30 protein-coding genes are annotated in these 23,387 nt (G+C 31.7%); 3 read left to right on the top strand and 27 right to left on the bottom strand.

Features of this window, described 5'->3' with window-relative positions:
* Positions 1-41: 41 nt before the first annotated feature.
* The 12 genes from HW276_RS02495 to HW276_RS02440 all read right to left on the bottom strand — a co-directional run bounded on the left by HW276_RS02495 (position 42) and on the right by HW276_RS02440 (position 10,178).
* Entirely contained in the window at positions 42-1,034 is a 993-nt protein-coding gene (locus tag HW276_RS02495) for a lipoate--protein ligase (protein WP_178937290.1), read from the bottom strand.
* Positions 1,035-1,055: 21 nt separating this feature from the next.
* Complete coding sequence (gene lpdA, locus HW276_RS02490; protein ID WP_178937289.1) at positions 1,056-2,813, bottom strand: dihydrolipoyl dehydrogenase; 1,758 nt, start codon at positions 2,811-2,813, stop codon at positions 1,056-1,058.
* Between the two features lie 52 nt (positions 2,814-2,865).
* Positions 2,866-3,900 carry a dihydrolipoamide acetyltransferase gene (locus tag HW276_RS02485; RefSeq protein WP_036060044.1) on the bottom strand — a complete coding sequence of 345 codons (1,035 nt, stop codon included), beginning with the start codon at positions 3,898-3,900 and terminating at the stop codon, positions 2,866-2,868.
* Positions 3,901-3,918: 18 nt separating this feature from the next.
* Positions 3,919-4,911: an alpha-ketoacid dehydrogenase subunit beta gene (locus HW276_RS02480; RefSeq protein WP_147003000.1), complete on the bottom strand. Its 993-nt coding sequence runs from the start codon at positions 4,909-4,911 to the stop codon at positions 3,919-3,921.
* A gap of 152 nt (positions 4,912-5,063) precedes the next feature.
* Positions 5,064-6,032 (bottom strand): thiamine pyrophosphate-dependent dehydrogenase E1 component subunit alpha, encoded by a 969-nt coding sequence (locus HW276_RS02475; RefSeq protein ID WP_178937288.1) that lies wholly within the window; start codon positions 6,030-6,032, stop codon positions 5,064-5,066.
* Between the two features lie 330 nt (positions 6,033-6,362).
* A complete protein-coding gene (locus HW276_RS02470; RefSeq protein WP_178937287.1) occupies positions 6,363-6,686 on the bottom strand; it encodes a hypothetical protein in 324 nt (107 codons plus the stop codon).
* Positions 6,664-7,035 (bottom strand): hypothetical protein, encoded by a 372-nt coding sequence (locus HW276_RS02465; RefSeq protein ID WP_178937286.1) that lies wholly within the window; start codon positions 7,033-7,035, stop codon positions 6,664-6,666. Before HW276_RS02465 ends, HW276_RS02470 begins: the two co-directional genes overlap by 23 nt.
* Positions 7,036-7,047: 12 nt before the next feature.
* The gene (locus tag HW276_RS02460; RefSeq protein ID WP_178937285.1) at positions 7,048-7,365 is read right to left on the bottom strand and encodes a hypothetical protein; all 318 of its coding nucleotides are present in this window, start codon (positions 7,363-7,365) and stop codon (positions 7,048-7,050) included.
* Positions 7,366-7,386: 21 nt separating this feature from the next.
* The gene (locus HW276_RS02455) at positions 7,387-7,812 is read right to left on the bottom strand and encodes a M15 family metallopeptidase (RefSeq protein ID WP_178937284.1); all 426 of its coding nucleotides are present in this window, start codon (positions 7,810-7,812) and stop codon (positions 7,387-7,389) included.
* Positions 7,813-8,310, bottom strand: coding sequence for a cytoplasmic protein (locus HW276_RS02450; RefSeq protein WP_178937283.1), 498 nt, complete (start codon positions 8,308-8,310; stop codon positions 7,813-7,815). It abuts the gene before it with no gap.
* Positions 8,298-8,993, bottom strand: coding sequence for a hypothetical protein (locus tag HW276_RS02445; protein ID WP_178937282.1), 696 nt, complete (start codon positions 8,991-8,993; stop codon positions 8,298-8,300). Before HW276_RS02445 ends, HW276_RS02450 begins: the two co-directional genes overlap by 13 nt.
* Before the next feature lie 231 nt (positions 8,994-9,224).
* Positions 9,225-10,178, bottom strand: a complete 954-nt coding sequence (locus HW276_RS02440; RefSeq protein WP_178937281.1) for a tyrosine-type recombinase/integrase — start codon at positions 10,176-10,178, stop codon at positions 9,225-9,227.
* Between the two features lie 183 nt (positions 10,179-10,361).
* Here HW276_RS02440 and HW276_RS02435 point away from each other — a divergent pair, with 183 nt between their 5' ends.
* Positions 10,362-10,502 carry a hypothetical protein gene (locus tag HW276_RS02435; RefSeq protein ID WP_178937280.1) on the top strand — a complete coding sequence of 47 codons (141 nt, stop codon included), beginning with the start codon at positions 10,362-10,364 and terminating at the stop codon, positions 10,500-10,502.
* 26 nt (positions 10,503-10,528) lie between these two features.
* Positions 10,529-10,831 (top strand): hypothetical protein, encoded by a 303-nt coding sequence (locus HW276_RS02430; RefSeq protein ID WP_178937279.1) that lies wholly within the window; start codon positions 10,529-10,531, stop codon positions 10,829-10,831.
* 12 nt (positions 10,832-10,843) lie between these two features.
* On the opposite strand, the gene HW276_RS02420 is transcribed toward HW276_RS02430, so the two are convergent.
* From HW276_RS02420 to HW276_RS02380, 10 genes are all read right to left on the bottom strand, one after another.
* Complete coding sequence (locus tag HW276_RS02420; protein WP_255460289.1) at positions 10,844-11,794, bottom strand: phage tail protein; 951 nt, start codon at positions 11,792-11,794, stop codon at positions 10,844-10,846.
* A gap of 10 nt (positions 11,795-11,804) precedes the next feature.
* The gene (locus tag HW276_RS02415) at positions 11,805-12,443 is read right to left on the bottom strand and encodes a phage tail protein I (RefSeq protein ID WP_178937278.1); all 639 of its coding nucleotides are present in this window, start codon (positions 12,441-12,443) and stop codon (positions 11,805-11,807) included.
* Positions 12,440-13,558 carry a baseplate J/gp47 family protein gene (locus HW276_RS02410; RefSeq protein ID WP_178937277.1) on the bottom strand — a complete coding sequence of 373 codons (1,119 nt, stop codon included), beginning with the start codon at positions 13,556-13,558 and terminating at the stop codon, positions 12,440-12,442. Before HW276_RS02410 ends, HW276_RS02415 begins: the two co-directional genes overlap by 4 nt.
* Positions 13,551-13,865, bottom strand: coding sequence for a hypothetical protein (locus HW276_RS02405; protein ID WP_178937276.1), 315 nt, complete (start codon positions 13,863-13,865; stop codon positions 13,551-13,553). The genes HW276_RS02410 and HW276_RS02405 overlap by 8 nt, the downstream gene beginning before the upstream one ends.
* Positions 13,865-14,656, bottom strand: coding sequence for a phage tail protein (locus tag HW276_RS02400; protein WP_178937275.1), 792 nt, complete (start codon positions 14,654-14,656; stop codon positions 13,865-13,867). The genes HW276_RS02405 and HW276_RS02400 overlap by 1 nt, the downstream gene beginning before the upstream one ends.
* Complete coding sequence (locus HW276_RS02395; protein WP_178937274.1) at positions 14,656-15,123, bottom strand: phage baseplate protein; 468 nt, start codon at positions 15,121-15,123, stop codon at positions 14,656-14,658. Before HW276_RS02395 ends, HW276_RS02400 begins: the two co-directional genes overlap by 1 nt.
* Positions 15,124-15,676: 553 nt before the next feature.
* The gene (locus HW276_RS11700; RefSeq protein ID WP_255460288.1) at positions 15,677-16,213 is read right to left on the bottom strand and encodes a hypothetical protein; all 537 of its coding nucleotides are present in this window, start codon (positions 16,211-16,213) and stop codon (positions 15,677-15,679) included.
* Between the two features lie 30 nt (positions 16,214-16,243).
* Positions 16,244-17,005: a phage late control D family protein gene (locus HW276_RS11695; RefSeq protein WP_255460287.1), complete on the bottom strand. Its 762-nt coding sequence runs from the start codon at positions 17,003-17,005 to the stop codon at positions 16,244-16,246.
* Between the two features lie 24 nt (positions 17,006-17,029).
* Positions 17,030-17,251 carry a tail protein X gene (locus tag HW276_RS02385; RefSeq protein ID WP_178937273.1) on the bottom strand — a complete coding sequence of 74 codons (222 nt, stop codon included), beginning with the start codon at positions 17,249-17,251 and terminating at the stop codon, positions 17,030-17,032.
* Complete coding sequence (locus HW276_RS02380; protein ID WP_178937272.1) at positions 17,251-20,208, bottom strand: phage tail tape measure protein; 2,958 nt, start codon at positions 20,206-20,208, stop codon at positions 17,251-17,253. The genes HW276_RS02385 and HW276_RS02380 overlap by 1 nt, the downstream gene beginning before the upstream one ends.
* 79 nt (positions 20,209-20,287) lie before the next feature.
* Between HW276_RS02380 and HW276_RS02375 the strand changes: the two genes are divergently transcribed.
* The gene (locus HW276_RS02375) at positions 20,288-20,602 is read left to right on the top strand and encodes a hypothetical protein (RefSeq protein WP_018499654.1); all 315 of its coding nucleotides are present in this window, start codon (positions 20,288-20,290) and stop codon (positions 20,600-20,602) included.
* Positions 20,603-20,616: 14 nt separating this feature from the next.
* Here the strand turns inward: HW276_RS02375 and HW276_RS02370 are convergent, their stop codons facing one another.
* The 5 genes from HW276_RS02370 to HW276_RS02350 are packed head-to-tail and all read right to left on the bottom strand — an operon-like array spanning position 20,617 to position 23,386.
* A complete protein-coding gene (locus HW276_RS02370; protein WP_178937271.1) occupies positions 20,617-20,796 on the bottom strand; it encodes a hypothetical protein in 180 nt (59 codons plus the stop codon).
* A gap of 14 nt (positions 20,797-20,810) precedes the next feature.
* Positions 20,811-21,143 carry a hypothetical protein gene (locus HW276_RS02365; protein ID WP_178937270.1) on the bottom strand — a complete coding sequence of 111 codons (333 nt, stop codon included), beginning with the start codon at positions 21,141-21,143 and terminating at the stop codon, positions 20,811-20,813.
* Positions 21,144-21,157: 14 nt separating this feature from the next.
* Positions 21,158-21,685 (bottom strand): phage major tail tube protein, encoded by a 528-nt coding sequence (locus HW276_RS02360; protein ID WP_178937269.1) that lies wholly within the window; start codon positions 21,683-21,685, stop codon positions 21,158-21,160.
* Positions 21,686-21,702: 17 nt separating this feature from the next.
* Positions 21,703-23,151 (bottom strand): phage tail sheath protein, encoded by a 1,449-nt coding sequence (locus HW276_RS02355; RefSeq protein ID WP_178937268.1) that lies wholly within the window; start codon positions 23,149-23,151, stop codon positions 21,703-21,705.
* Entirely contained in the window at positions 23,141-23,386 is a 246-nt protein-coding gene (locus tag HW276_RS02350) for a hypothetical protein (RefSeq protein ID WP_178937267.1), read from the bottom strand. Before HW276_RS02350 ends, HW276_RS02355 begins: the two co-directional genes overlap by 11 nt.
* Position 23,387 lies beyond the last annotated feature (1 nt).

Below are 23,387 nucleotides of genomic sequence, written 5' to 3'. Positions count from 1 at the left end.
GGGGATTTACCCCTTGCTAAAAAATATTTCATAATCAATCCCTATTCTACAATAACTTCCACAACTTCATCCACCGTAAATTTAGAAAAATATTCCCCAATATCAACCGTTTCTAATTTTTCCTTAACATCTTCCCTCGTATATTTCACATCTTTCAAAAGATTTTCGATTTCACTCAAATCTTCATTTTTTCCAAAGAAATCCCCATAAAATTTAATATTTTTAATTCTAGAATTTTCAACTATGGCAAAGATCTGGATTTTTCCATTTTTAAATCTTTTCCCTCTAGTTATATTAAATTCTGGCGACTCTCCGTAGTTCCATTCCCAACTTCTCTTGACTTCAGCCCTTTTAGCAATATAGTCCAGCTCTTCCTTGCTAAAAACATATTCCTTCATATCTGGATACTGCTTTTTCATATATTCCATAATTTTATCGCCAAATTCTTCAACTGTAATCGGAGTTTTCAAATGAGGCAATATATTCGTAACTCTACTTCTAACAGATTTTACACCTTTTGACTCAATTTTGTCTTTAGAAACTTTCAAAGCATCTCCCAAAGCACTAAAATCAACGTTAAATAAAAGACAACCGTGATGCATAACTCTATCTTTTATATAAGCCTGTGCATTTCCACAAAATTTTTGTCCGTCAATCTCTAAATCATTTCTTCCAGTAAACTCAGCTTTTACGCCTAATTCTGCCAATGTTTCAATTATTGGTTTTGAAAATTCTTTAAAATTGAATCCTTCCTGATTTTTATCTCTATTAGAAATAATCGTATAATTCAAATTATTCAAATCGTGATAAACTGCTCCTCCACCAGAAATTCTACGAATTACATGAATCCCTTTTTCTCTAGTATATTCTGTATTAATCTCTTCAATTGTATTCTGATATTTTCCAACAATTATCGAAGGCTCATTTATCCACAACAAAAATATTTCATCTTCATCTCTTAAATTTTTGAAGCAATATTCTTCCAAAGCAATATTAAATGCGGTATCATGAGTTTTACTAATGTAATAAATCATAGTAACTATTCCTCTTTCATTCTATTTTTTCTTTTTAGGTAAATGAACAGCTTCTCCTAAAACATCTGCACATGCTTCAAACAATGCTTCTGAATAAGTAGGATGTCCGTGTATCGTTTTGATTACTTCATCAACTGTAATTTCCATTTTCATTAATGTCGCAGCTTCGTTAATGATTTCAGCAGCTGAAGGCCCTACAATATGAACTCCTAAAATTTCTCCATATTTTTTATCAGCAATAACTTTTACAAATCCAGCAGATTCTCCTGATGCCAACGCTCTTCCATTTCCTACAAACGCAAATTTTCCTACACTTATATCATATTTTTCTTTAGCTTGTTCTTCTGTCAATCCAACCATTGCTACTTCTGGTACAGTATAAATTGCTGATGGTATAGTATAAATTGAAGCTGAAGAATTTGTTTCTAATCTTGTTGCTCTGTGGTTTCCTTGAATTGCATTTTCTGCTGCAATTTCTCCCATTCTAAATGCCGCATGAGCCAACATTCTAGTTCCATTAATATCTCCAGGCGCATAAATACCTTTAACGCTAGTTTCCATATATTTATCCACTTTAACTTTACCATTTTCCAATTCCAAGTCAATTTCTCCAATTCCTTCTAAATCAGGCACTCTTCCAATTGACAACAATGCTTTTTCAGCCACAATATCATTTTTTCCATCAACTTTAATTGTTAATGTATCTCCATTATCAACAATTTCCTTAATTGCAGTTGAAGTCAAGATTTTCATTCCTTTTTTCTCTAATTCTTTTCTCAATGTTTCAGAAGATTCTCTATCCACACCAGGAATAATTCTATCCATCATTTCCACAACAGTTACTTCTGAACCAAATGAATTAAACACTTGTCCCAACTCAATTCCAACTACTCCTCCACCAATTACAGCTAATGATTTAGGAATTTGTTGAATATCTAAAATATCATCACTTGTCAATACTTTTGGACTGTCAATTCCTGGAATATTGATTCTTCCTACTTTTGAACCACCTGCTAAAATGATTTTATCAGTTCTCAATACTGTTTCACCTTTATCATTTGTAACAACAACATCTTTATCAACATTTATTTTTCCAATACCGTTATAAATCTTAACATCATTACTCTTCAATAATCCTTGAACTCCATTTGTCAATGTTTTTACGATATCATTTTTCAATTTAACAACTTTTGGCATATCAATTGTGAATTTATCGTTTTCCAAGATAATTCCTCTTTTTCCAGCCATTTCAATTCCTTCGATAATTTCAGCATTTTTCAAGAATGTTTTCGTAGGAATACATCCTTTATTCAAACAAGTTCCTCCAAAGTGAACTTTTTCTACAATTGCTACTTTTCCACCTAATTGTGCTGCTTTAATTGCCGCTACATATCCTGCAGGTCCTCCACCGATTACAACTACATCAAATTCATCGTCACCTTTTGGTGCTTTTGGTTCATTTGAAGTTGAAGCTGCTGGTTGAGCTGCTGCCACTGGTTCTGGTGCCGCTTGAGGTGCTGCTCCTGTTGGTGCTTTTTCTCCTTCAGCTCCAATGTACCCAATAACTTCTGTAACTGGCACAGTTTCTCCATCTTGTTTTAACACTTTAATTAAGTATCCTGAAGCCTCTGCCTCCAATTCCATACTTGTTTTATCAGTCATTATTTCAAGTAAGATTTCTCCCTCTTCTACTTTTTCCCCTTCTTTTTTGTTCCATTTCACGATTTGCCCTTCTGTCATATCTATTCCAGCTTTAGGCATAATTACTTCTACTGCCATTTATTTCACTTCCTTTATTTTATTTAATGGTATTTATAGTATTTCAAATTTTCTAAATTAACATTGCCAATGGATTTTCCAATAATTTCTTCAAATCTTGCATAAATTTAGCTCCAGCAAGTCCATCCACAACTCTATGGTCAATTGTTAAACACATTGTCATTATTGGTCTAATTACAATCTCTCCATCTACAACTACTGGTTTTTCAACTGTCGCAGCAACTCCTAAAATTGCTGAATTTGGTTGATTTATAATAGGATTAAAACTTTGCGTTCCAAACATTCCCAAATTACTAATTGTAAACGTACTTCCACTTTGTTCAGAAGGACTCAATTTCATTGCCAATGCCTTTTTAATAATATCTTTAGACGCAACTACCAATTCACTCAATGACATTTTATCAGCACCTTTAATTACAGGCACCAAAAGTCCATCGTCCATTCCAACAGCAATTGATAAATTTACATAATTATGTAATGTAATTTGTGTTCCATCTGCAGACAATTCAGAATTTACATATTTGTGTTTCATTAATGTTTTAACTACAGCAAACGAAATTAAATCTGTTACAGTTATCTTTTTACCTGTATTTTCCATAATTGTATCCATAACTTTTTTTCTCAATGAAATCAATTCTGTCATATCAACTTCATAATTTAATGTAAATGTAGGTGCCGTAAAGTAACTGTCTGACATTCTTTTCGCTATTACTTTTCTCATTGGTGACATTGGAATAACTTCAATATCAGCTTCTTCCACTTGTTCTTTTTCAGCCAATATTGCTTTTTCATGTCTTGCCAATTCTTCAGTTTCTTTCGGTTTAGCAATGATATTCAAAATATCTTCTTTCATTATCTTTCCGTTATGTCCACTACCTTCTACTGTACTCAAATCAATATTGTATTCTTGTGCTATTTTACTAGCCAACGGAGTAATTCTCACTTTTTTCTCAAAATTAAATTCTTCCACATCTTCTTTATGAATTCTACCTTTAGCTCCACTGCCTCTAACATTTAACAAATCTATTCCCATCATTTTAGCTAAATCTCTCGCAGCAGGTGTAGCTCTCAATTTGCTATTTTCCATCTTATATTTCACCTTCTACTATTGTTTATTTTTTACTTTTCTAATTGCCTCAACAATTTTTTCAACACTCGGAACCATCGCTGTTTCTAAAGTATGATTATATGGCATAGGCACGTCTTCTCCAGCCAATCTCACAATTGGATGATCCAAATAATCAAATGCATCACTTTCTGAAATAATTGCTGAAATTTCCCCAATAAATCCACTTGTTTTATGAGCATCATTCACTAAAATAACTCTTCCTGTTTTCTTAACTGAATCCAAAATTATCTCTTTATCTAATGGTATCAATGTTCTAGGATCCACTACTTCCACGCTAATTCCTTCTCCAGCCACTATTTCTGCTGCCTTCAATACTCTTTCAAGCATTCTTCCGTAACTTACTATTGTAATATCCGTACCTTCTCTTTTTATTTCTCCCTTTCCTAAAGGAATAACAAATTCAGGATCTGTTGGAACTTCACCTTTCATATTATATTGCGCTTTATATTCCAAGAAAATTACTGGATTATTATCTCTAATAGCTGCTTTCAACAACCCTTTCACATCTGCAGGTGTTCCAGGTGCAACTACTTTCACTCCAGGAATATGCGTAAACCAAGCCTCCAATGATTGCGAATGTTGTGCTGCTGAACCTACTCCACTTCCTGCCGCACATCTAAATGTCACTGGTACTCTTCCTTTTCCACCAAACATATATCTAGTTTTAGCCGCCTGATTTACAATATTATCCATCATATACACGATAAAATCCATAAATGTTACGTCTACAATTGGTCTTAAACCAGTCATTGCCGCTCCAATAGCTGCTCCTGAAATTGCTGATTCTGAAATAGGCATATCCTTAATTCTCTCTTCTCCAAATTCTTCCAACATTCCTACCGAAGTTCCAAAATCTCCTCCGAATATTCCAACATCTTCTCCCATAAGAAATACATTTTCATCTCTTCTCATTTCTTCTGACATTGCTGTAATTATTGCCTCTTTTACAGACATTAATTTTGTCTCCATATTTATTTTTTCCTCCCAGTTTTTATCTCTTCTTTTTTTCAAACACTATTTTCCTAATTTAACTCTCTTAGAATTTTTTCGAAATTTATATTTTTTAAATCAATATCTTTTTACTAAATTCCCAAAAATTCTTTTAGTAACAAACACTTTAATTAATCTGCAAAAATATCCTCAAATGCTGATTCAAGAGTTGGTTCTGGACTGTTTTTCGCAAAATCAACTGCTTCTTCAATTTTTTGTTTTGAATTTTCTTCCAATTTAGTTAATTCTTCTTCAGTAGCAATCCCTTCTTCAATCAATCTATTTCTAAATTTAATGTTTGGATCTTTTGCCTTCCAAGAATCCACTTCTTCTTTCGTTCTATATTTTCCAGGATCTGAACTCGAGTGCCCAAACCATCTATATGTCACACTTTCAATTAAAACAGGACCTTTTCCTGCTCTTACATCATCCACTGCTTTTCTAAATGTTTCATAAACTGCCAAAACATCATTTCCATCTTCAATGAAATATCCAGGCATTCCATAAGCTACCGCTCTTTGATAAATATGCTCTACATTTGTAACTTTTTTAATATCTGTACTTATTCCATATCCATTATTAATTGAATAAAAAATAATTGGTACATTCCAAACTGATGCCAAGTTCATTGCTTCATGAAAACTTCCTTCATTTGTAGCTCCATCTCCAAAACAACACAGTACGATTTTTCCAGTATTCTTAACTTTTTGAGTATAAGCTGCTCCTACTGCCATTCCGTGTCCTCCACCAACAATTCCGTTGGCTCCTAAATTTCCACTTTCTAAATCGGCAATATGCATTGAACCACCTTTACCTTTACAAGTTCCTGTAGCTTTCCCCATAATTTCAGCCATCATTCCATTCAAGTCAATCCCTTTTGCAATAACTTGCCCATGTCCTCTATGGTTAGATGTTATAAAATCATCAGGATTTAACGCCGCAATCGCTCCAACATTTGCCGCTTCTTCTCCAACTGACAAATGTGTCATTCCTGGAACCATCCCTCTTTTTACAAGTTGATTCACCTTCAAATCAAAGTTTCTAATATCTAACATTGATTCATACATACTTAATAATTTATCTTTAGATATATTTTCCATTTTTTCCTCCATTCTTGATATTCTAACTTTTAAGTTTTTCTATAATTCTAAATATATACATATTTAGTATAAAGCTATTAATATTTTGTTATTCAAAATTCTTTATTTAATTTTATCATAATTTTATAATCATTACAATATATATTTACAAGTTAAAAAAAATATCTTTTAAAGTTCTTCGATGTTTAGGGAATCCGCATATTTATTCATAAATTTAATATTTGTAAAAATGTATACTACTTGTATATTACCATAAAATAGTTATAAAAATTTATACGTTCTTTATAGAAATAAAAAAAGGGGATAGCCATTTCTGACTATCCCAACAACTTACAAAAACAATTCCACAAGTTTTTTCTTGTTTTTCTTTACAGTTTCATCACTTTCTTCAAATACTCCGAATCTATCAAATCCAACAGTTATCATTAAAGCGATAAAGTTTGTACTTATCAGAAGTATTAAATCTTCTGTCTTCGACTTTTCTTCTATGGAATCAAATATTTCTTTTTTGCTTTCACTCTTCAGCTCGCTCCGCAACAAATTCAGATTCTGCCTTCTTTGATAGCCTCTTAATTTCAGCGTGATTGCTGAATTTAAAAATATCAGTGCAAACATTACAATTGCAAACTTCCTACTTCTGTGATATATTTTCATCTTTATCATCCCTCTTCTTGACAAACCCGAACTTTTCCAGCATTAGCTCCAAAAATCCTTTGCTGATTCCGTATCTTTTCTGATTGATCGTTTCCATTACAGCTTCCCCAAAAAATCCCAGCACAGGACTCCAAGGATACAGAAAACCAGCATTGAAATGCCCCACCACTTTGTTAAGAGATAGAGCAATAGCCATTGTCATTCCAGCAACGGCTATACGCTTGATGTACGGTTTTACTGGTTGGTTGTCTATCATTTTCTGTGCAACTACACCAAACAGCACTCCTGAAAAGAAAAGTATGAGAAAAAGTCCGTGATTGTCTATTATTACCTTCAAATCCTCTATCATTGATTATGCTCCTTATATTCCTATCGCTGTTTTTTCTTCTCCAAGTATTTTATGTATTATTTCATCTACATTTACAGTTTTTTCAAGTGTTTCAGCACCTTTTAGTAATAAATCCTCAGTAAATCTCTCAATGTCATCAGGAATATATGGGTTGTTTATCTCTTGTGCTTTTTTTATAAAATCCTTAAACTTCCCAAAAAAGTTATTCTTAACAGCTTCCAGTTTTTCTATTCCTTTTTTAGCTCCAAAAATTATTTCCTTTTCTAGTATTTCTTTTCTGGTAAAATCTACCAGCATTCCTATTAAAATTACTTGTAACTGTTTATCCATTATTATCATCTCCTATTTTTATTATTTTAATTCAATGTGTGGATAGTCCTTGAATTTTCTCCAATCTCCACCCCAATCAATATTTATTTTCATTTCTTCTGCAATCTTTTTTAAATGCTCCGCAACTTCTTTATATTTTTTATTGTTATCCCAATCAATGTTCCCCGGAATCGATGGATCATAAATTGCAAAGTCGACAGCGTGTCCATATCCATCACTTTTAGCCTGATGATTTGACTTATGATTATACCCGTCACAATTTGTTACAATTTTTCCAGGTTTTGTCCGTCCTTGGCTATATAACTCTTTTTGATATTCTGCTGTCCTTAATCCTTGTACTACCATAAAATCATGTGGGCTATCCACTATCGCTCTTTTGAAGAGTTCTGAAAGTTTGGGATGTACTCCTTCCAATCTGCTTAAACTTAGTTTACTTAATACATACATTTAAATCACTTCCTTTTCTTTTATTAATTCCATATTTTTTAAATACCTAAATAATTTCGACGGATTGAACTGATAGCCAACCCTGTCTTTTAAAGATTTACATTTATAAGTCAATGTAAATTGCAGGGCATAATCTACCGCATTTAAACAAAACTCACTGCAAAAATATCTATCGTCATCTTGTACCTTATTAGCATAAAAAAACTGTCCTAAAATTCCTAGATAGTCGTATCCTTTGCCTTGTGCTGTTTTAAAAAATTCAATAATATCTTTCGCATCAATATTGCTATCTAACTCATAAATATCCATATTCTTTTGAAACTCAAATTTCCTTGTTCTAACTCCACCAGGATTAGACAAAAAAACTTTCCCATTGTAAATAAATTCGGCGTGTGAATATCTTCCAAATGTCCACAATGCTATTAAATGTCCTACAAGATGTTTAGGTTTGTGGAAACATATATATAGCTTGTCTTTTTCTAATTCTACTTCTCCCATTCCTTTTCAAACTCCTTTTCAGAATCAAAATTTTTCAATTCCTCATCGCTTAATGTCTCGATTTTTACCTTTAAAGCTGTTTCCGTCATCATTGCTTTTGTTGTTTGTTCTTGCATCATTTTAGCGATTAAAAGCATATCCTGTATTGTCAAATCTACATAAATATCCTTGTCATCTAAGTTCTTAAATTTCCAGTTTTTAAAATCAGTCTGCTTTGTTGCAAGTAACATCGTTGTTATATTCCCTAAATTGTTTTTGTCCAGTTCTCTATTTTTTTGTTTATACTTTTCTTTAAAAATAAATTCTTTTTCAGAATGTTGAACTTTAAGAGCATTTAATTTCTCTTTTATATTCTCTATTTTTTTATCCCGATTTATCTTTATTTTGTTATTATCTATGTACTCAAATTCAGACAACTCAACTGTTTTAATTTTTCCATTTTCAATAATTTCATTTGAGCTTAAACTATATTTCCCAGCCTTATACAGCTCTTCTTTTGTAGATTCTCTTAATTTCCCGTTTTCCAAAATCGGATTTTGATATTCTGTTTCATTCCAAGTGTGCTTTTCTGCATCCCAATCTGGATAAAACAAGGATGGACTCCCTTTAAACTCTTCCAAATTTGTGATTGTTGGTTTTGCTATTATTTCAAGACTTTTTTTGTTATAAATTACAACATACATTAATTTTTCCTCCTTAATTTTATTCTGTGCTAACTTATGAATTTGCACGAATTGATATTTCGTTTTTAAAAATTTAGTGCCGATTTTTAGGAGCTTTGAAGCAATTTTATTTTGGGCCAACTTTCAAATTTTATTGAACTGCTGAAGTCGGCAAAACGTTCAAAGTCAATAAAATCAATAAATATTTTTTAAAATTCTGTACAAATTCATAAATTTCTCTACTTTTTATTGTTAAAATCCCGCTTTTTTACGAATTTCTAACAGTTTGTTTTTTCTGTCTCTTGCACTTGTCTTTTTGACATAATGCTTTTTAGTTACATCTGTCCCGCTATGATTTGCAAATTCGCTTGCTAAATCGATTCCAGCTGTTTTTGCAATAAGATTAATGCTTGTTTTTCTAAGCGAGTGTGGATATAAATTTTCTATCCCAACTAACTTCCCAATTTTCTTCACTCTATCTCTTATCGTACTTTTACTCATTTGCTTAAATACACCACCATATTTAGTCGTTAGTAAGTATTCAACGTTGTCATTTCTACATCTCAACCACTCCCTTATTAAATTTACTGTTTCCTCAAATATAGCAAACTCCACAATCTTTTGTTCTTTTTCCACTATTCCAAATATTATTCCACTCTCTAAATCAATATTCCCTAATTTTATCGACTGCAATGCACTAATTCTGCAAGCTGTATCAATTATCAAGTTAAATATGATCCTATCTTGCAAATCAAATCTTTTATCCATTTCCATTTTGATATTAATTTCAATAATTTCTTTATTACTAAGATAATAGCTATTTCTCCGTTTTTCCACATCAGTAACCTTTAGTCTATCCAATTTATCACGAAACGGATGTGTTGCTATTAAATCACGCTTAACCGCCCAAATATAAAAGCTACTTATCGCCGTTATCTTGTTATTAATAGTCCTAGCGTTGTTTCCTTTCACTTCCCTGCAATATCTGATATATCGTTCCAAAACACTCACAATGATTTTCAGAGTATCTTTACTAAGTAAATAACGATTATTTTCATATGCTTTTAAATACTCTACAAACTGTTTCATATTGTTCAAATATGTCTTGTAAGTCGTGTTTTTAGTTGCCGCATTCTTTGCTATGTTACTGTTCAAATACTCCAAATAAATCTCTGCGTTTCTTCCTTTCAACTCTTGTAATTCCATTTTCATCATCTCCTCTATAATATTCGATATTAATATTATAGACTGGAAAATTTGTTTAAATTTGGAAAGGATTGGGTATCATTTCCAAACGGTTTAAAAATACAATGGGGATTCAGCATTGCTCAAAATGGTGACGACATTGTCAGATTAATTTCTCCTTTTAAATCTTCTGATTATCAAGTCGTGGCTTGCGATAGTGGAGGTGGAACATATATTACTGGAATGACTCCACTTACAAACGAAACATTTAAAGCGTGCGGTAGAGACCCGTACACCTTGGCGTATAAAAGTTTCGGATTCAGATGGGTAGCAATCGGATATTAAAATCTAAATTGGAAAATTTACACACAATGGGAAATAATTATGTTGAATTGCCTTCTGGACTAATAATCCAGTGGGGCGAAAACTATTTCGAAGGGCTTTCAGATGTCCCTGGATCAACTCTCATTAAAAATATTAATTTTCCAAAAATTTTTAAACAAAGATGTATAAATGTTCAAATTTCCGGGAATTACAACTATTCAGATGAAAGTTTAGAAGTTATTTTAAATTCATCTTCTTTAACTAAAAATAGTTTCACTTTGCAAGTTATGAGACAACGTGGTGGTGGTGGAGACAAAGGCGGATTTTTTTGGCAAGCAATTGGTTTTTAAACAACACAGCATTTAAATATACGCAACATTTATAACGGCTAGTCTTGGATTATTTTTGGGGATAATGTGCCCAATATGAGCTGTGTCTGATCCGTAATCATATGTGCAGTACTCACAGTATCCAGCACTTTGTGCAGCACTTACGGATACTATAGTAGAGTTTAACGGAATTCCAATTTTATTTTTAAAATTATCTATTCTTTTTTCCGCAATAACCAATGTTCCAGAATTTATATCCATATGATCTAAAGTTGTTACAGTGTAGCTTTTAATTTTGATTAAATTTTCCACTTTGTCTGAAAGTGGTTTATTAGAAATAGCCCTAAATTTCCCTGAATCGTTGTATGTCAGACTGTTGTCTTCTATGCACTCGTAGTAAAATTTTGTTACACTGTCATAATAAAATTTACCTTTCGTTTTATTGCCGATGTCCTGTATGTTTCCGCCAAATTCTAATCCTAATATTTCAGCTAATCTCGAACTAACTAAATAATTTTCGTCCGCATATTTTTTAGTAATATACGTGATGCTCGGATCAATAACAGCCGTCACGTTTGCCACTTGATCCACAATAATCGTATCTACATATTCAATTTCTACGACATTATTAGCCGAGAAAGGTGGCACAAAATCTGGACTAGTTGAAATATTGTAAGCATAAAGTATTTCAACGTTATCATTTCCGTGTGCAAATATTCCTAACTCTTTGATATAAAACCCTGTTGTTACTGATTTATTAGTCAATAAAGCGTTAATTTCACAAGTTCCATTTCTTTTTACATTTATATTCAAGATTGGCAATGTTGTAATTTGATTGACTAATGTTGTCCTTTCTCTTTCAGAAGTTAACGATGTTCCATCTCCTATCGCCATTTTAGTAAATGTTATTATTTCTCCTGCTAATCCTTTTGCTAATAATTCTCTTCCTTTTTCTGTTAAAATAAATCCGTTAAATTTTGCCATAATTTACCTCCTATCTTATTTCTCTTAATACTCTTGTTCTGTGAACTGTTCCAAAATTTGCCGTTATAATCTCGTTTGGAATATTAATGTCAGTCGAACCTAAATAATATTTCTTTTTATTTTTTTCAATGAAGCCGTAATAATTTTTTCTTTCTTCTTTTCTCAAAAGCCTTATTCCCTCAAGCCACGAACGAATATTTTTATACTGTTCTACAACTTCGATTATTTTCTTGTAGCCTTCATAATCTGATAAATTCCCATCTGTATTTACTTTAAAATATCCAGGATTTCCTCCATACTTGAACCATTCTATTATTTTAACATTTCCGCTAAATAATATTTCACAGATTTCTTTAATCCCACCAACAGTACCTTTATTAAAATGCGAAAAAACAGACCTTTTTATCAGTTTTATTTTTGTCTCTCTTGTTATATTTGAATCGATGTAATCAACATGATATTCCCACATTAAAAAGTCTAGTTCCACATCATTCAGTTCTGATAATTCCAAAAAAAATTTTCTTTTAATCGCATCATGCTTTTTTTTGATAGCAAAATTTATAGATTCATAAATCCAAAGTGTCGTTTCATCATTCAAAGTTGACTTAGCCGCTATATCCGTTAAATTCAAATTATCAATAGTTATCATATATTTTCAACTCCTAGGTAATTAGTTGTAACACTTGTGTTCTCTGCTATCTCATTAAAATCTAAAACTTTAAAAGCGGGACTTCTTAACACAACTCTTTTCACTCCAGCTAGTTTTAGCAATTTTATAAGCTCATCTGGATTAATATCTCTCCCCATTTTATTTTGCTGCCAAGTCTTGTATTCTTTTACAGCTTTCTCAACATTATTTTTAATAACATTCACAAGCGTCTCGTTAGATTTATCAATGTAGTAGTCAAAATCAATTGTGTATGATGTTTTTATTGCCTGTTTTACTGTTACATTATCCGTTAGAGGTCTTATATTATCAGTATTCAGCATTTCTTCAATTCTCTTTTTTAGCTCATTTGTTAGCGTTAAAGAATCAGTTAAAACATAAATATCCACATTTGTTGCGCTCGGACTATACGCTACAACATCAACAATATTTGTACTTGTTGACTTAGCCCAAAATTCATAAGCTCCTTTACTTCCAGCCGTTGTGAAACTTTCAGGGATTTCTCTAATTCTGGCTCTATAATTGTCGTCTTGCTCTATTTCAGCTCCATTATTTGATGCTGTAATATTCTCAACCTTGTCATAATGCGGGAAAATGTCGACCATTGTATTAATTTGTCCGACTGGAATATTATTTCCAACAGTTCCTGATGTGTTGCAAGTTGCAATTCCGTCTACATACAAATCTCCTTTTTCTATTTTATATTGTTCGTCTGTTGAAAAATATAACTCATTGTATTGAATCCTTGACCCTTTTGGAATTATTATGTCTGTCGCTTGAATATCAGTAATATAAAATCTAAATGTCGCCACGGCTGGTTGTTCTATGAGTCTTTTACCTCTATTTCCGTAAAACTCTCCTTTCAAATCTAGCCGCTCATTTCTTGCAAATCTTAAATAATTCTGTTTCATTTCATCGTTGTATTTTTCTTCCCTTAATCCAAAGAGATACGCTACTGTTTCAAAGATAAGCGTTTCTGGACTTGATTCAGTTAATTGCCTTCCGCTAAGCTCCTGGAACTTGTCAATCATATCTCTTTTAAGTTCCCACGAATCCGCATCTATAATTTCATATTCTTCATTTGATATTTCACTCAATGTTTACCACCTCAATTCCTAATTCAATGTCAAAATCATTATTATATGTATCTTTCATAATGATTCTAGCTTGTTTCAATGATGCTCTAGGTTCATACTTTCTAAACACTTTAAGCAAATGTGAAGTCAATCTATTTTCTACGATATTAATATTTTTATCTATTAAATCGCTGTCAAAACTGAAATCACGATTAAGTGGCTGCTCTTCCTTACACACTCTTAAAATCATTCCAACATTTGTTTTTACTTCCTCCAATGTATTTTGAGGATTGTAATTAATTTCTTGGTTGGATGAAATATATATCATTATTTACCTCCAGTCTGATTTCTCAAAAAGTTCAACAAAATTTCTTTGTCAGTCTTAGAAAAATTTTTAGCATAGTCTATCATTTCATTAGCTTTATCTGCTGTAATCATTCCTGCTCTTACTAAATCCATTAGCTCATCAATTTTTGCATCTTTTTTAATTTTTTCAAGCTGATCCAATATTTCTTTTTTCTTATTTTCAGCAATTTCAATAGCCTTGTCCACTTTCTCTGCTATATCATTAACCTTGTTCCCTACTTTTTCTGCAAATTCCTGTAATTTTGATTTCTGTTCAGTTTCTACATTTGCAACTTCCACTTCTGTAAGTTTTTCTTGCTCCTTTTTTTGAATTTTTAACTGTTCTATTATTTGATTGTATTTTTGCGGATTGTCTATATACTCTTTTAATGTCAATTCCAAATTTATAAAATCAAAGTTAGAAGTTTCTTTATTAAAGTAAGAACTTTTTTCACTTATATCTATTATCAAAAACGGAAAAGCTCCAAATGTCTGTCCTCCTAATGTTAAATAGTCATACTCTCCAAATTCCCACATAGTTTTTATTTTATCAAGCTGTTCTGATGGAGTTGTGTCAGGTATTAACGAAGCAACCAAAGAAATACCAAAACTCAATTCTGTTAATTCCCTTCCCTGATGCCTTATCATACCTGGTCCAAATATTGCTGTATGTTCGGATATTTTAGATTTGTATGCTCTATTTATTTCGTTGTTAATTGAAAATACTTTTTTATCAGATATTTCAAATACAACATCTCCAAAACTTCCTACCATTATTCAGGACCTCCTGTCTTATCTCCGCCAGCGGTAACACCATCGTGCTTATGGGTATTGAGATTAATACTTCCACCTGTGATAGTAGTTCCACTAACAGTCAAATTCCCATTAACAGTAGTATTTGCATTAATTACAATTTCCGATACAGGATTAAGTGTTAAAGTTCCGTTTGAATAGCTATAAAACCCTCCATCTGAAAAAGTTCTTTTTACTTCACCTTCCTTGATTTCACTAGCTCTCATTGGACAGCCAAGGATATAACCAACTTCAGGCATATCTGGAAGTGATAAAACCAATACACTTTGACCTACAGCTAGATTATAAGAATCACTGTGACTGTCGGAAAAAGGAACTAATATATTAAGCCAGTCACTTACTTTGTTATCTCTATCAAGGAAAATAACTCTTGCTTTTCCATTTTTTACATCAATACTGTTTATTTCTCCCTGTTTTATTAAATCCATTTATTTTCACTGCCTTTCAAAATTTTGCAACAAAAAAATCACAGCTAAATTAATAACTGTGATTTCTATTTTTATATTGACTTTTTCCCAAAATATGCTATAATATAATCAAATAAAATTCGATTATGTTCAGGCCCTCGTTGTTGGGCTTATTTTTTTTTGCTTTTTTTCCATTTTATAAATTTTATAGTCCAGAAAGTGCAGAATAAAATTATTATCATTATTGATAATACCAGTTGTATTTTTTCATACATAATAGCTACCTCTTTCTATTTTTTTAATTAAAGTGTAGAGAAAAGGCTAGAGGGTTTGGCAACCATAGCCTCGTTGTTGGTTATTTCTTCTTGTCGTTTCTGTCTTTATACTCTTTGTATATCATATATACAAATTGTAAAATTGTACAGATACTGGCAAGTAGATGAATTTTTTCGATTATGTTCATTACCTTATATCCTCCTTTCCGTTCTCTACGGGACTATTATATTGCACCTTTTGAAATTTGTCAACATCTTATCACAGTTATTATATTTAGTTGTCATTGTCCTATATCAATCTATTTCTTTTTACTAGATTTTTTAGTGCTCTTACTATTTTTCCTATCTCTCACTTTTTTGCCTGTTTTCTTTGTACTTTTCTTGCTTTTTGACTTTTTAGAACCTTTCTTTTTAGCTTTTTCAGCTTCCTTTTTCTTCTGCTCTTCCTTAGTCTGCTGTTTAGCTTTTTCGGTAGCCTTTTCTCTAGCACCTATTTTCATCATTTCCATTTCACAAGTGTAATCTCCATTTACAGTGTGAGTAACTTTATCAATGATATATTTTCCTTCAAACTCGCCCCAACTTTCATCGAGTTCAATAATTCCACCTGCGACATAATCAGTTGAACCGTCTACGGTCAACGTTACTTGGCACTCCTGTTTTAAGTTGTCTTTTAAAGTCTTTTTAGCTACTCTTTTGGCAGTACTCTTACCTTTAGTCGTTATCTTTTTTGTCTTTTCTTTTTTGGTTGTTTTAGGTTTAGATTCTGCCTTTTGTTTCAATTTCTCTTTACTACTTTTAATAGTAGTTTTACTGTTTTTTTTGTTTGTTGCCATTCACATCACTTCTTTTTTGCTATTTAATTTTTATGAATCAGTTTCTACATTATTTCGTTTTTCTAATTCTTCTTTTGTAATTATCTCCCTGATTATCTTTTTCTTATCCGCATCATAATAACTAACTTCGACTTTGTCATATATTTCCTTATTTTTCTTCTTTAAAGAAAAACTTCTTATCCTGTAATCGTGTATATTCCACTTTTCTATTGTTTCATTTTCTTCCATCTTTTCATCATCAAAAATAATTATTTTATCGTCAGATAATTTCATATTAAGTCCTGTTTCCTTTACAACCCGATTAATAAATTCCAAGTCTGTTTCTTTGTCTTGATCCAATCTTTTATAAAATTCATCTTCACAGTGTGTTTCAGCACTCATTTCATGTTTACTCGCTATTTGAGTGACTAATTCTTTAAGTGTTACATTTTCCCAAGCTCTGCTATTTTTCTGGTCTCTTATATTTTGATTCAAAGGCAAGGCAATACATTTTAATGTTACTCTATCATTGTCAAAAGTTGGTTCATCTACATAAAATGTCCCCAATTCCAAAAATTTTCCATCAGATTCGCCCAAATCTTCAAATATTCCAACTACAAGCTGTGCATTTTCATCAGGATACCATTCTTTTAACCATCTATAATCCAAATTCTCTAATTCTATTTCTAAATCGTCAATAGCATTTTTTGAATTGTCAGTATAAGTGACAGAAGAAATGGAATGTGCTATTTCTTCTGAAATATCTTTTTTGTTGAAAAACACTAAGACCTTTATATTTCTCGCATATCCCATACTTTATCACCTCTTTTATCTTTTTTATCTTTTCCACGGTGGCAACTTATCTGTATCTTCATTAACTCCAGTATCTACAAAATCTGGAATAATAATAGGTATGTTAGAATCGAATATAGCAATATCTATAAGATTCAGATTAGCCCTTATTAAATCGTGGAAATAACCTTCTGTGCCATATACTTTGTACGAAATTAAATCCCAAGTGTCACCATTTTTAGTTCTGTATACTCTCGTTTTTGCCATTATCCAAATGCCACCCTTCTTTTACGGTTTTCTCTGTCTCTTAAAACTCTTTCGACGGCTTGTGCTATTGCATTAGGATTAGAACCATTACCAACCGTTATCGCTATATTAATAGTATCTCCACCAAAATTATTTCCTCCATTATTTTTAGATTTACTAACTCTTTCTTTAACCTTTCCTATTCTATCGCTAAGAGTGTTTCTCGTTTGGGAATTATTCAAAATTTGAGTTCCTTTTGGTAAATTTAACATCATTTCATGTTCAGCTAGGAATGCGGGTTGTCCTGGAACCTTAATAAGTTCCGCTCCACGCTCTGCTACAGTAGTATATCCACCTTCAAAATAGTTAGTCCCTGTCCAATGCTTTCCAAAACCTAAAACTCCTCCTATATTTGAAGCTAAGTTTTTTAAATTGTTCCACTGGTCTTTAAACCAATTAAATAATCCGCTCAATATAGTTTTGGCACCGCCTACAAATGAACTTATACCACCTTTAACTGCATTCCACACTCCACTTACAATTCCAGGAATTTCATTCCATTTTCCAGTAAAAAAAGCAACAAATAATTGAAAAATTCCTTTCCATATTCCCACCGCAGCTCTAAACGCTCCTGAAACCATTTGCATTACACCTCTAACTACTGCGATAATAAGTTTAAAAGTATTTCCTAGTGACTTCACAGCTGCTATTGCTACTCTAATTGCAACAATCAATACCACTTTAATAACAGTTCCTATTGCTGAAATAACTGGTTTTAAACTATTCCATACCGCTCTCATTGCAGGTGCTGAAGAAACCATTAAACTCTTTACCCGTTGTATTGCCTGACCCAAGGTTTGCTTTAAAACTCTACCTAATTCTTTCACATGAGGTGCAATTTGTTTCATTGCATTATTCACACCGTTTCTAAACCAAGTCGACTTTTTATATAAAATTACAAAAATGGCAACTAATCCAACTAATGCACCAACTATCACTCCTACAGGATTTGCTAAAAATGCTCCTTTCAAAGCTATTCCAACCATTTTTATTACACTTATTAATTTTTTAAAAGTAGCTAAAGGATGAGCAAACATTGAAAAAATTTTTAATGAACCTGAAAATCCTTTACCAAGTCCATTAACCGCTAATTTTATAGCATTAAACGGATTTAATGATTTTAATGCAATTTTACCTAACCCACCAAAAGATTTTGCAGCAATAGAACCTACACCTTTAAATACACTTCCTAATTTTGCAACTGTTGGAAATGCTTTAGCTATTCCCGCTGTAAATCCCAATCCCTTAACAGCTGATAGCTTCTGAAAAATTGAAACAGTTGAACTCAAAGTTCTGGCAAGAGGTGCTCCAACTTTAATAGCTCCACCTACTCCTAAATTAAACAATGCAAAAGCTCCAACTGCTTTCATAATACCTGCTGCAAGTTGTGGATTTTTTTGTACGAAATCTGCAATACTTTTTACAACTGGCTTTAAACTATTTGTTAAACTCAATAATGATGGTGCCAGAGCAGATCCTAAGTCAATCCCTATATTAACTAAATTGTTTTTTAGCGTATCTAATGCTGTTTTTAAAGTCTTTAATCTATCGGCATACTCCTTGTCCACACTTCCTGCTGTTTTTGCTTTATTATGAACATTTTCAAAAGCTCCTCCTAAATCATCTAAATGATTCATCAACTCTGTTACTGACTGTATACTCTCTTTACCAAATAAATTTTTCAAAGTTGCAGCTCTTAAATGTTCAGGAAGCTGTTTTACTTTTGACAATACATTAATTATTGTTTTGTCTGCATTAACTTGCATATCTTTTGCGACTTGTTCAGCACTTAATCCCAAACTTTCAAATGCTTTTTTTTGTGCTTTTGTTGCACTTGTTCCAGCAACTAATCCCAAAGAAAAATTCTTTAACCCTGTTGCTGCCACTTCTGAGTTCACTCCGCTTGCAATCAAGGTTGCTCCCATTGCCATAACACTTTCTTTAGAAATACCAGCAATTCCACCAAGTCCTGCTACCCTTTGTGATATATCAACTAACTCAGGGGCTGTTACTGCCACACTATTTGCCAAATAATTTATAACATCTGCATATTCCATAACTTCTTTTTGTCCTATGCCAAACTGAGCTCTTGTTTTAGCCAAGAAATTTCCTGCCGCTTGTGTGTCCATATCAAAGGCAACTTTTATTTTTGAAGCATCTTTTGTATATTGTGCTAATTCTCGTGTATTTATCCCAGCTTGTGCTCCTGCTCCTGCTATTTCAAACAATTCTTTTTGAGATAGTGGGGAATTGTCACTCAAATTCCTCATTGCCTGATAAAATTCTTTTTCTAATTGTTTAGAGCCAAATTCAGCAACTTTTCTCAAATCTGCCTGTGCTTCTTCCAATTCTATTTTTAATTTCAAAGGGAGAACTGTTGCAGCTCCAGCAGCTAAACCTCTAACAGTTGCTCTATCTCCAAAACTTTCAACTTTATCTATAGCTTCAAGTCTATTTTGGTGTTGATTTTGAATACTTTTTAACTGTTTATTTACTTCTAATTCTTTGTTCACTTTATGCAGAGTATCTCTGTAATCTTTTAAGCTATGCCCTTCGCTTTCTATAGCCTGTTTTGCATTTGAAAAAGCGTTTGTTAATTTTGATTTTTCATTAGCCAATTTATTTACATGCTTTTCAGCATCTTTGACAGTTTTAGCAAATTCTGCGTTTCCTTGACCTGTACTATTATATTCTTGTTTCAACTTTTTAAGAGCTTCAGATGAAGTTTTATACTCAGTATTAACTTTAGTTAGTTTTTCTCTAACTTTATCAAAATTTTCTAATTTTTTAGATGTTTTTGACAAATTTTCTGTATTATCTTTCAAAGTCTTAAAACTTTTCGATAATTCTGAAAGCCCTTTAACAGCTCCAGCTACTGAAGCTGCTGCGACTATATTAAGTGTTAAATCTTTTGCCATTTTACCTCCTTTCATCCATTGTATTTTTGATGTTTTCGTTGTATAATTTAATATATAAATATAAAAAGAGGTGTTTGTTATGAAAAAACTATACGATAAATACAAAATTTATATTATAAACTTTTTTAAATATTTAACAAAAGATGAAGTTAAACCATACGAAGATAAAATAAAAAATTATTTTAAGAATATTACTGAAAAATCAGCAAAAAAGAATTTTTCTAAAAAAGAAACTAATACAGGACTAAAAATTTTTATAGCTCTTGCTTCATTCCTTATAGCTCTTATATCTTTTCCATTAATTTTTATTTTCGGACCTTTTTGGGTTGCTATCTACCTTTCGCTAAGTACTTCCATTATGTACGCTTTCTTTTCAAAGGATTTAGAGGACTGATGAGTCCTCTTTTTTTATTCACTATCAGAGCTTCTCTTTTCTGAGTCTTCTAACAACTTTTCAGCTCTCAAATTCCAATATTCTAATTCATACAATCTACAATTAATTAAAGTTTCATAGCTTACATTTATACTCGTTTTATTTTCATCTGAATAATTTAAAACTTCTACTAAAGTTGTAATACAATCTTGCAAATCTAGTATCTCTTCTACTCTATTGACCCTAAGGTTTCTACTACTTCTGCTTCCTCTATTTCTTCCAAGTCCGTACTTTGTAAAAAACCCCTAACAGCATTTACAATTTTCACGCAATCTCTAGCATTTAATTTCAAGAAATCTCCATATTTAATTCCGCTTGATTCTGAAGCAACTGTTAGATACCATCCGTATTCCAACTCTTTTATCATTGAATTTTTATTTCTTGTATAATACTCCCTTTCAGCTTCAATTAATGTTAAACCTGTCATCCCTTCCAAATCTAAATTAATTTCTTTATATTTTTTACTCCCTAAACTATATTCTTTTGATAATTTTACAATCATTCTATCCTCCTATTTTATATTAATCCCAGCAATCTTCTGATTTTGCTGTTAGTTTGCCCGTTTACATTACTTATTCTATTAAATACATCAATATTAGCTATTTCTTTTCCGTCTATTTCCATTTTGTAATAACTTACTGTTAAATCAAAAGAAGCTTCAAGTTTAGATCCTGGTTTTAATTTTGGACCATCGAATTTCTTGATCATTCCCTTAAAAGTAGCGTCTATTCCTACAAAAGTAGGAGCATGTGTGAGTTTATTCATTTTTTGAATAACTCCTTTACACTCAATTAAAAGTTCATTGTTGTTATTAAAATTTAAAAGTGTTTCATCCACACAGTCCATTTTTATTTTCGCTTCAAGTTTTTTATAATGCCCAGTAAGTGCTGCTTCGTATTCTGATACCATCCCAATTTGTTCGATATTAACAGACGAAGTTTCAAGATTAGGCAATTCTACCTCTCCAACCCCTGCGAGTTTACTTGAGCCGTTTATATATATTTCAACATCATTTAACGCCGTTGGTATTTGGTGTTTTCCCATTATTTTACCTCCTTAAATTATTGTTTTAGTGCTTGAGCAAATGTTTCCAATGCTTTTACATCATATTTCTTCTTAAATGTCATAGATTTCATTGCTGGTATTACCCCAAGATTGATTGTCCATGTTATATCCCCATTTATTACATTTTCTAAAGTATTATCTTCTTCAGATAAAACAGCTTCAGCCGATAAAAAGTGATTAGCCGACACCAAACCTTTAAGCCGAATATTTACAGATTTTGTAACCGTTTCAGCTAATTTTAAAGAGAATTTTTGGTCAACCGAATTAAAATAAGTAATAACCAGTTCATTACCCACATATTTAAACATTCTACGCGTGTATGTAAACTTATCTTTTGGATCTGTTGCTAACGGATTTTTAGCCGTTTCAGACCCCCAGCATCTCCATCCTTTGAAATTAATCGCAGTAATTGCTCCGTTTTTATTCAAAAAATTAGCCTGCTGTTCTTTATCTAATCTAATTTCTTCAAATACTCCATCTGCATTTTTATAAGCTAACGCATCCATTTTGTATGAATAGTTAGAAGGAGTTTGAGAAGGTATTCCATCAAATTCAGAATCGGTTTTCAAAGAAAGTGCTGCGTAATGTAATGATGGAAAATAAACATTGTCAGCAAGTTTAATATTTCCATAAAGCACGATTTGATCCTTTGATGTTATATTTTTTTCATCTTTCCAACTTGGGATTTCATCATATCTTTTATTGTCAGGTGCATTTATTAAAGCTATTGCTTCAAACATTCCTGTATTTATATTTCCTGCTTTTGTTTCCATAACCGCCGCAACTTCACTTTCGCGAGAAAAATCTGGAATATCTATAAAAGCAGGTAATTCTGAGAATTTTGAATATACTTCATCTACAAGCTCCAAGCCAGTTCTTCTCATTGTATTTGTGTCATATCCACCTATTGCCTCATTCTTCTTAACTTTTGATAAATCTATCTCATTAAATTCAATATCTATTTTGTTTCCTGATGACGGTGTTGCATAAATTTCTAATCCTTCAGCAGTCCAAATTGTTATAGCATCCGATATTGGCAAACTTGTTGCATTATCTTTTATTACTAAAGTATCTGTGATTATCTTATGATTATTAATTACTGTTTTTCCTGATTTAAGTTCTATAGCCATCATAGTTTTCTTATTATCTGTTTTATGTTTTTCAACATCTAGGATATTCACAATATATAAAGGTGCTACAGCATAAAGTTCAAAAAATATTTTGATAGCTTGTGAAATTGAAAAATCTAAATCATAAGTGTCACCAAAATATTGAATAGCCTCTTTATAAGTTCCGACTCTTACAACTTCGTTTGTTTTTCTATTTTCTTTCTTCAATTTATGAATTGGTGCCATTCCAACAATAAAATGACCGTAATCAAGTGTAACAGGCAAGATTAAATCACTCGCAGTTTCAGATTGGTATGTACCATGTTTATAAGCCATTTCTATCCTCCTCTTTTATTTGTTCTTTTAATTGATTTGTAATAACAGTAAAGATATTTTCATTTCTTTCTATTTTTCCAATTACTTCAATATCAATTAGTATTTTTTTTATCAAAGGAAATTTTTCCATTATTTCTTTTATCTTGTCGTTTTCAAAATAAACTACTCCTTTTGAAAAACTAAAATTTTTAAATTCTATATTGTTACCTAAATATATGTATTGCTTTTTTTCCATA

Origin of the sequence: Leptotrichia sp. oral taxon 417 (assembly GCF_013394865.1) — a bacterium.
Taxonomy (GTDB): domain Bacteria; phylum Fusobacteriota; class Fusobacteriia; order Fusobacteriales; family Leptotrichiaceae; genus Leptotrichia; species Leptotrichia wadei_A.
Note: the sequence above shows the minus strand (reverse complement) of the source record. Positions and strands in the feature narration are given on the sequence as shown.